This is a genomic window from Endozoicomonas sp. ONNA1 (assembly GCF_024606325.1).
In the GTDB taxonomy this organism is placed as follows: Bacteria; Pseudomonadota; Gammaproteobacteria; order Pseudomonadales; family Endozoicomonadaceae; genus Endozoicomonas_A.
Genome location: NZ_JAHHPN010000765.1, coordinates 1 through 8,180, shown reverse-complemented (window position 1 = coordinate 8,180; position 8,180 = coordinate 1). Strand labels below are relative to the sequence as shown.

5 protein-coding genes are annotated in these 8,180 nt (G+C 47.7%); 3 read left to right on the top strand and 2 right to left on the bottom strand.

The window, feature by feature from the left end; all coding sequences use genetic code 11:
- Positions 1–454 precede the first annotated feature (454 nt).
- A complete protein-coding gene (gene dacB, locus KDK19_RS18305; protein WP_257282418.1) occupies positions 455–1,861 on the bottom strand; it encodes a D-alanyl-D-alanine carboxypeptidase/D-alanyl-D-alanine-endopeptidase in 1,407 nt (468 codons plus the stop codon).
- Positions 1,862–2,309: 448 nt separating this feature from the next.
- Between dacB and KDK19_RS18300 the strand changes: the two genes are divergently transcribed.
- The 3 genes from KDK19_RS18300 to KDK19_RS18290 all read left to right on the top strand — a co-directional run bounded on the left by KDK19_RS18300 (position 2,310) and on the right by KDK19_RS18290 (position 7,427).
- Positions 2,310–4,688 carry an ATP-binding protein gene (locus KDK19_RS18300; RefSeq protein WP_257282417.1) on the top strand — a complete coding sequence of 793 codons (2,379 nt, stop codon included), beginning with the start codon at positions 2,310–2,312 and terminating at the stop codon, positions 4,686–4,688.
- Positions 4,689–4,912: 224 nt separating this feature from the next.
- Positions 4,913–6,520 (top strand): hypothetical protein, encoded by a 1,608-nt coding sequence (locus KDK19_RS18295; RefSeq protein WP_257292531.1) that lies wholly within the window; start codon positions 4,913–4,915, stop codon positions 6,518–6,520.
- A 217-nt stretch (positions 6,521–6,737) separates the two neighbouring features.
- On the top strand, positions 6,738–7,427 hold the full coding sequence (locus tag KDK19_RS18290) for a histidine phosphatase family protein (RefSeq protein WP_257292530.1): 690 nt from the start codon (positions 6,738–6,740) through the stop codon (positions 7,425–7,427).
- 55 nt (positions 7,428–7,482) lie between these two features.
- Here KDK19_RS18290 and KDK19_RS18285 read toward each other — a convergent pair whose 3' ends face one another.
- A complete protein-coding gene (locus KDK19_RS18285) occupies positions 7,483–8,082 on the bottom strand; it encodes a cupin domain-containing protein (RefSeq protein WP_257287567.1) in 600 nt (199 codons plus the stop codon).
- Positions 8,083–8,180: the final 98 nt, after the last annotated feature.

Genomic DNA, 8,180 nt, shown 5'->3' with positions numbered 1-8,180 from the left:
ACAAGCGCCCACACGAATTGTCTGATAATTTGTTAAAGAACGAGGTTAAAACAAGGAGCTTTTAACCAGCTGAATCAGCGGTCAGCGCTGTTCAGCGAGGCACACATATTACCTTGGCGCCGTGAGTTGTCAAGCGATCATTCTTTTCAATGAGACACGCTTTTCAACTCGCTGTGACCGCACCTGCTTACCCAGTAAGCGTTGCGTTTCCGTCTCAGCGGCGGTGCATTCTACGCTGTTCGACCCGATTGTCAATCACCGTTTTGAACAGTGTTTCAATGGATCGCTGCGTGCTCGTCATGAACGTTTCCTTCTGAGCCATGCCCAGATCAGTGGAGGCGCATTTATTATTCCAGGATTGGAGATAGCAACAGCGGCATAATCCTACGACGAATGTCGCTGACTGATTCATGAAAGGTAAAGGAAACTTCGAAAACGGGGAAGAAAATTTGATTTAAACCTTTCCTTCCCTGGTCAAAGCTTTTAGAAACGAACGACGGAAGCTTCTGATATCTTTGCGAAAAGCTTTCATTTGTTCACGACTGGCAGGTAGAGGCGGCATCAGACCGTTGAGGATCACAGCGAACACCAGAGGCTTTCCATCAGACTGGAATACATAACCAGCGACACTGCTTACACCACTCATATAGCCGGTTTTGAACCACATTTCCTTGCGATCACGAGCGCTCAGCCAGGGGCTTCTTTCTCCCCATCGTGACCAGCCAAACATCAGGATATCAACCAAAGTTGACGCACTGATAAAGTTGTATCGGGAAAGCCCTGAGCCGTCTACCAACCTGCTGGTTCCAAAGCCTACACCTTTACCTCCCAATACTTCCCGCGCTGTTTGAATACCGGAGGCGTAGGACCCTGGCTTGCCAGAGGTTTCGTAACCCACCGTCTTCAAAATGCTGTCAGAGTATAAGTTGTCAGAATTTTTCAACACCGGCTTTAGCAGCTGAGGCAAAGACTCAGACCTATGCTCTGCCAGGACAAAAGGCATATCCAAATCAGGACGACCCACAATCACTCTGCCTCTTAATTGGATATCTTTTTTTTGCAACTGGTCTTTGATGTATCGCTTAACCGCCCTCTCAACATCATTCACAGAGAAAGCGAGGCGGACAGGCGCTGATTTCGGACTGATGCAGCCCTGTAGACGATATTCTTGTTCCGTTGAGGGGCGGACTTCAAGCTGACAGCTCTTTTCAGAACGGGTACGTACCTGGTTATCAACAGCCAGAAACCAGTCTGACTGATCGTATTGGATGGTAGCTGTGGAACCTTCTTTTTTACCCGGCTTCAGCCAGCCATAGAAACAGTTTCGATCCAGAATCATGGCCGCTGCCGGCGCGGCAAAGCAGATATTCAGATCATCCCAGCTCACCCCACCAGCACGGTCATAACCTGAAAAAACTGCACCATCGAGCCAGAGATCACCATGAATCGATTTGATCCCGCGCTTTTTCAGCCGGTTAACGAGCTCATCCAGATGCTTCCGCTTTAAAGAGGGATCGCCACTGAACACAAGAGCCACCGGCCCATTGATGATACCTTTTCGAATAGGTCCGTTCCGAGTCACCAGCTGGGTGGTGTATTGAAATTTATCGCCCAGAACCTCGTAGGCCAGTGTAGCCGTCATTACTTTCAGAACACTGGCAGGCACCAGATTATGATCGGCCCCCTGTTCAAAAATAACCCGGCCACTGGCAGGGTCCTTAACCTGGATAGAGTGAACACTACCCGTAGGCAAACTTCCCACCAGTTTCTGCAATTCTTTAACCACTTGCGCTGAAGCCTGAGCACTGAGTGATGCAAAAATAAAGAACGCTGTTAGCAGGCATGACAGAAATCTTAACATGATGACCTCAATTTCCTGGCAACCTCAGAGGACCTTCGGAAAGATGCATACACGAACAACCCGATACTAATGCACAACTTTCTATTGTGAAGCAATCGGACAATTTTTTCTCGACGTCACTTCAACTATCGCAATGAATATCTCATCGTTTAAGTTAACGCTATTCCTCAGAAAATGAGAAGCACGTTCTTGTAACAAATAACCGTTAAAAAAGCTGCTTTTATCCTCCAACCTTAATTGGCAACAGAATTCATGACAGTGGGATAAAAAAAGCATTATGCTATCCCTACGGGTTATCCGAAGAGACTGATGACCTGACAGCCTACCGGCTAATGGTTTTTCCGGGAGGTTAACAATCCATCAAAGTAGAGCTGCTTTTGATTGATCATTTCAACGCTCTGCAACATACAAGTAATTCAGAGAACTCATTAGTTAACGGCAGGCCTTAGTGAAAAAGCTTAAACTTTCAACCAGTCAACTCATTGCGAAACAGCCGGTCAAAGAACTTGGGTTCAAGTCCACCGACGATCTTGAGAAATACGTCGGCATCCTCGGCCAGGAAAGAGCAACCAGCGCCATTCAGTTCGGCGTCGCCATGCATCGAACGGGCTACAACATCTATGTAATGGGGGAGTCCGGTACGGGAAGGATGTCCTATCTGAGAAAATACCTGGAATCTGAAGCCAAGCGCCAGACGCCACCAGACGACTGGATTTACATTAATAACTTCGACAATACCCGTGAACCAAAGATTTTAACGCTTCCGGCAGGCGCGGGTGAACCTTTACAGAAAGACTTTGACCAGTTTATTGACAGTCTCATGCTGACCTTTCCGGCCGCCTTTGAAAACCCGACTTATCAGCAGAGGAAAAGCGTCATTGAGCGCGACTTCAACCGAAGCTACGACCACGTCATTGATCAGATTGAACAAGAAGCCCTGAAGCGGGACATAGCCCTATTCCGCGAAGCCGGTTCCCTCAGCTTTACCCCTATGCATCAAGGTAAGGCTATGGACGAGACGGAATTTGCCCAGCTTCCGGATAAAAAACGGTCCAAATTTAACAAGGATATCAGTGAACTGGAATCTATACTGAACGACTCACTGGTTGAACTGCCCCAATGGAAACGAGAGTCCAACGAAAAGCTGCAGAAGCTTAATCAGGAAACCATTGATCAGGCTCTGGAGCCTCTGCTCAAGTCACTGAAAAAAAAGTACAACAATCACAAGTCGGTAATAGAATATCTTGAGGCGGTTAAAAATCACCTGCACCGAACTGTGATTGATATTCTTGCTGACGACCGCAATATGGAGTCCAAGGATGACTCAACCAAACGACAGTCTCTGGTTGAACTCTATGCACCTAACCTGCTGATTGGTCACTCTGCCAGCGGTGCTGCGCCTGTCGTGTATGAGTCCCACCCTAACTACAAGAACTTGTTTGGTCGTATTGAATACGCCAGTGAAATGGGCGCTCTCGTGACCAATTACCGACAGATTTGCCCTGGTTCTCTGCATAAAGCCAATGGCGGCTATTTGTTGCTGGACGCTAACAAACTGCTGGAAGAACCTTTTGTCTGGGAGGCGCTAAAAAGAGCCCTGAAAGAGAGAGAGCTGACCATTGAATCTCCATACTCAGAGATGGGTCTACTTAATACCATCACCCTGAATCCGGAATCCATCCCTCTCAGCGTCAAGATCATCCTTGTCGGTTCCAGAGATATTTATTATCTGCTGCAACAGCTTGATCCGGATTTCCATGAAATATTCAGAGTTCTGGTCGACTTTGATGACCGGATTGCCAGAGACAAGGAATCGGTACATGCTTTTGCACAGCTGTTAAAAAACCGGGCAGATGATGAAAACTATCCGGCCCTGACGGCTGCTGCTGTCGCCCGTCTCGTCGAACACAGCTCCAGAATGGCTGAACACCAGGGTGAAATTTCTGCCAAGATCGGTGATCTGTTCGACCTGTTGGCAGAAGCAGACTTCATTCGTCGTATGAGCCGTGGCCGCAAGATCAACAACGAGCATGTTGATCGGGCTCTGGCCGCCAAGTCTGAACGCACTGGCCGAGTCAGCCAGCAGATTCTCGATGAGATGATTGAAGGCAGTATCCTGATTGATACCGAAGGAGAAAAGATCGGTAAGATCAACGGGCTCACTGTCATGTCCATTGGCGATACCAGTTTTGGTTCTGCAGCTAGAATTACGGCTGCCGTTTATCCTGGATCCCAGGGCATTGTAGATATTGAACGGGAAGTTTCCCTGGGTCAGGCCATCCATTCCAAGGGAGTCATGATCCTGACCGGCTATCTGGGCAGCAAATACGCCCAGAAGTTTCCCCTGGCTATCTCAGCCAGCCTGACTATGGAGCAATCCTATGGCTACATTGACGGTGACAGTGCAACTCTGGCTGAGCTTTGCTGCCTGGTATCCGCTCTGACCAATACACCTATCAAACAGGGCTTTGCCGTCACCGGCTCCATGAACCAGCATGGCGAAGTTCAGGCTATTGGCGGTGTTAATGAAAAGATTGAAGGCTTTTTTGATCTATGTAACGCCCGTGGCCTGACGGGTGAACAAGGTGTCATTATCCCTGCCACAAACCTCCGAAACCTGATGCTTCATCAGAAAGTCGTCGATGCCGTAAAAGCTGGCACTTTCAGTGTTTACGCGGTCAATCATGCTGACGAAGCTATGGAGCTTCTGACCGGCTGCAAGCCTGGCACACTGAACAGCCGTGGTCAGTACACTAAAGACTCCATCAATTACAAAGTTCTGGCTCGTCTGAAAGAAATCTCTGAACTCTCCAAGGAAGGCAGCTGATGATAAACGCGCTTGACCGACTATAGTGGGTCAAGCGCGTTTATCGTGGGTGTAAATCCTGAATTCAGGAACCATCAGTCTCTGGGTAAAGCGCTTTTTCTACAACTGTTTTGACACATGGGCAGAATCATGTGCCTTCATTTCGAGCTCGCGCATAACTTGTGTGGAGAAGTATAAATACAACGTCTAGGCTTCTCACCTACATTTTTTTCAAAGTTTATCACATGATTAAGCTGCAGCCTTTGCTGGCTCGATTCATCGTTCCAGTATTATGCCTGAATGTTTTGAGTCTGATGGCCGAAACATCGACTCAATCTCCAACCACAATCTTTTCACCTTCCCCACTGCTAATGACAGTATCGTGTAACTCTCTTCTTGATCCGACGATGCTTTCACGGCAAACGACGGGGGTTCAGCAACGACTAAAAGTGGATTCAGCATTTGTTAACAACCGACAGTGTATTATTCTCAGTGCCAACCCGGCAGAAAATTTAAATGAATTGATAGAACGGATACCTGAGGACACCGTTATATTACTCTCCTCCAAAACGGTCACTCCAACGACAGCTTCTCCATCCATTGCTCCTGTACTTACAACAACGCCTGTGTTCGCTTCAACCCCGGTTGAATACTTTGTCAGCAGTGCCATACGTTTGAAGAACGGTCAGGACATTCTTGGAGCGGCTGATCTGGGTTTCGCTATCATCAGGAATCGGCCAGCATTTAAAGACAAATATATGCTCGGGATCGGAACCACCGACGACTTCAAGCCTGACGAAACAAAAAGCAGCCGAATACAATACATTGCCTTTCGGCCAACCCGAGAAAATAACCGCCTCTCAATTGACTCCATTGTTTTTGCAGAGTGCTACAACCGGAAACTGATTTTAGCCGCAAACGATATCCATCTTTCTGTCCGGGCTGCGGTTGTTCTTGATTGCAGGAAGTCCCTGGATGCATCTGCCGATGATCGGATGCGGGGCCCGGGCTTGCAGATTTACGGAAACCTGATCGAAGGTAAAAAATACAGCACGATTCACAACCCTTTGCCCCATTTAATTCCGGACATGGGGATATTGATTCATCTACCTGGCATCAGAAACCAGACAGAACAATTAATCGTTATATCGAACACTTTTATGGGCAATATGGCACAAGCGGGTGAGTTTAGAATGGCTCCCGGAAGCAGCATGGACGTTATCGAGAATGAAGTCGACATTTCCAATGTCGGCTTCACTCGTCGCAACCCTTCTCGCAAAGGTGCTTTTGTTCTTGCCGGGGTCAAAGATACCGAAGGTTCTGGGGCGGTCGAAGCAGGTCTTCCCCGTTTTTACATGATTGATAATTACATCAAAGCAACACGGACGGCCATCACCGTCTGGGGAGGACTTGAACTGAACCTGGCTTGTAACCGCCTGCAGGCAAGCAATCCATGGTGGCAACCCCTGAACCAATCCAGCCTGAAAGCAGTCCACAAATCACTGGAAGATCTTCGCCAAAAACTGGCCGAACATAAAGCATCTGACCTGTGCCACAGTTATAAGATTTCAAGCGTTGTCATGCCAACACCCACCCCTTATACAAGCAACCCGATGGTGAATACCTGGATCGCTAACAATCATTCCACTTCTACTGCCTGCAATGGGCTGGTCAACCTTGAAGGTCAGCTATTCTTTGAAACAGAAATCTGCCAACCGGTCACTCCGCCCACTGCTTCCAGTGCAAGCGCAGCCCTGAGCAAAGAAACACGCTACCGTTATTCAGCAGGTGCTGCCATTGTGACTTCTGCTTTGGGTGTGGTGGCCACTCTGGCTGTATTATTGACTCTATAGGCCTGAGCTCATTCGTCCTCCGTTCAGAGAGTCAGGACGATTGAGTCTAAACTGCACCCATTTAGAAAAACATCAAGCCACTTATATTCCAGATTGCACCACGCACAAACCCAATAAGTGACATTTCGCTATCCATTTGCGCTCATGTGCGCTTTCGTAATAATACCGAAATATATTTCACTTATTCTGTGTTGATCAGCACTATTGTCGAGAGATAGTGATTCGATACACTACCTCTCCCAAAAAAATTGTCGTACAACATTTAATTAATATGCCTAAAAAGTCATTGATTGCCTTGTTAAGTCTGGCAGTTTCAGTATCAGCCACCTGGTTTCATTTGCAGCCAGAGCCTACGGTTAGTCTGGCTGAAGACGAGAAGAGACTGCTTGATCTACAGACTCACTGGTACCAAGGCAACGTCGTAACACTGGTCAGACACGCTGAACGCTGTGACCGCTCTGACAACCTGTGCCTTGATGGAGCAACAGGCATCACAGTTCCGGGTAAGGCAGAGGCTATTGCCGTCGGACAAAAATTTGATCATCTGCCCAATCGGACAACCGTCGTCTATAACAGCCCTGTCAAACGAACCCATCAGACTGCTAACCTGATGTTTGGTGAGAAAGCCACCAGTCAAGACTGGTTACGTGAAGGCTGCAAAGAAAACCTTTATGAAGATATTTTCAAATACAAGGAAGAAGGCAAAAATCTGATTCTAGTGACCCATAGCACCTGTATCGACAAGTTGGGTGAAGCTCAAAATAATGACCTCGTGGCCATGGATATACACGACATGTCTACATATAACTCATCCATATTCCTTGCCGTCAGTAAGGAAGAAAAAAACGCCTATACCCTGGGCTATCTTTTCGCTGATGAATGGGACAAGGCATTTAACAAAATTTAAGCCATCAGCCAATGCATTACCGATGAACATAGCACTGTACGTTTTCTCATTGCCTTCACCGTGTCAGTCGCTCAATCAGAGCAGCGTGCTGTGGAAAATGACTCAGCAGTTGCGTAGCTGAAGGCATTTCAAAATCAGCGAAATCAAAGCCCGGTGCAACGGTACAACCAGACAGAACGAATGAGGAGGAGTCGTTCACTTCCACCGCAAAAAGGCAACCGGCAGTCACGACAAACTGCGGAACCTCTCCGTTGTAAATATCTCTTCCAAGTATTGCCGCACAATAGTTGCCATCCGGAGCTATGACATGGATGGTCAGCGATGCACCGTCATAGAAGTGCCAGATTTCATCTTGCTGGATACGATGAAATGCTGAAAAATCGTTTCCCTCAAGCAAATAATAAATGGCCGTCGAAAAGTTCCGCTCCCCGGAAAACCGATCCGGCAGACTATCTCGTGCTACCACTTCATCGGAGCGATAAGTTTCCCGAAAAAAACCGCCCTCTGGATGAGGCTGAAGCGACAGTGCCTCAATCCAGCCGTTCGCATCCTTCACTACAAACACTCCTTTTTGGTGTAAGGCTTTATAGTGAGCTAACCCGGATCGTTCGTAAAGCTCAGGCGCATTAACTTTCCATGCATGGCATTTTGACATCCTCTCGCCCCTGAAGGAGCGAGATTCCCGTTAGTCACCTAACAGGCTTCCTGTTTCAACACGCCTTCCCTAGATGGTTGCTTACGCAGCCATCCCCG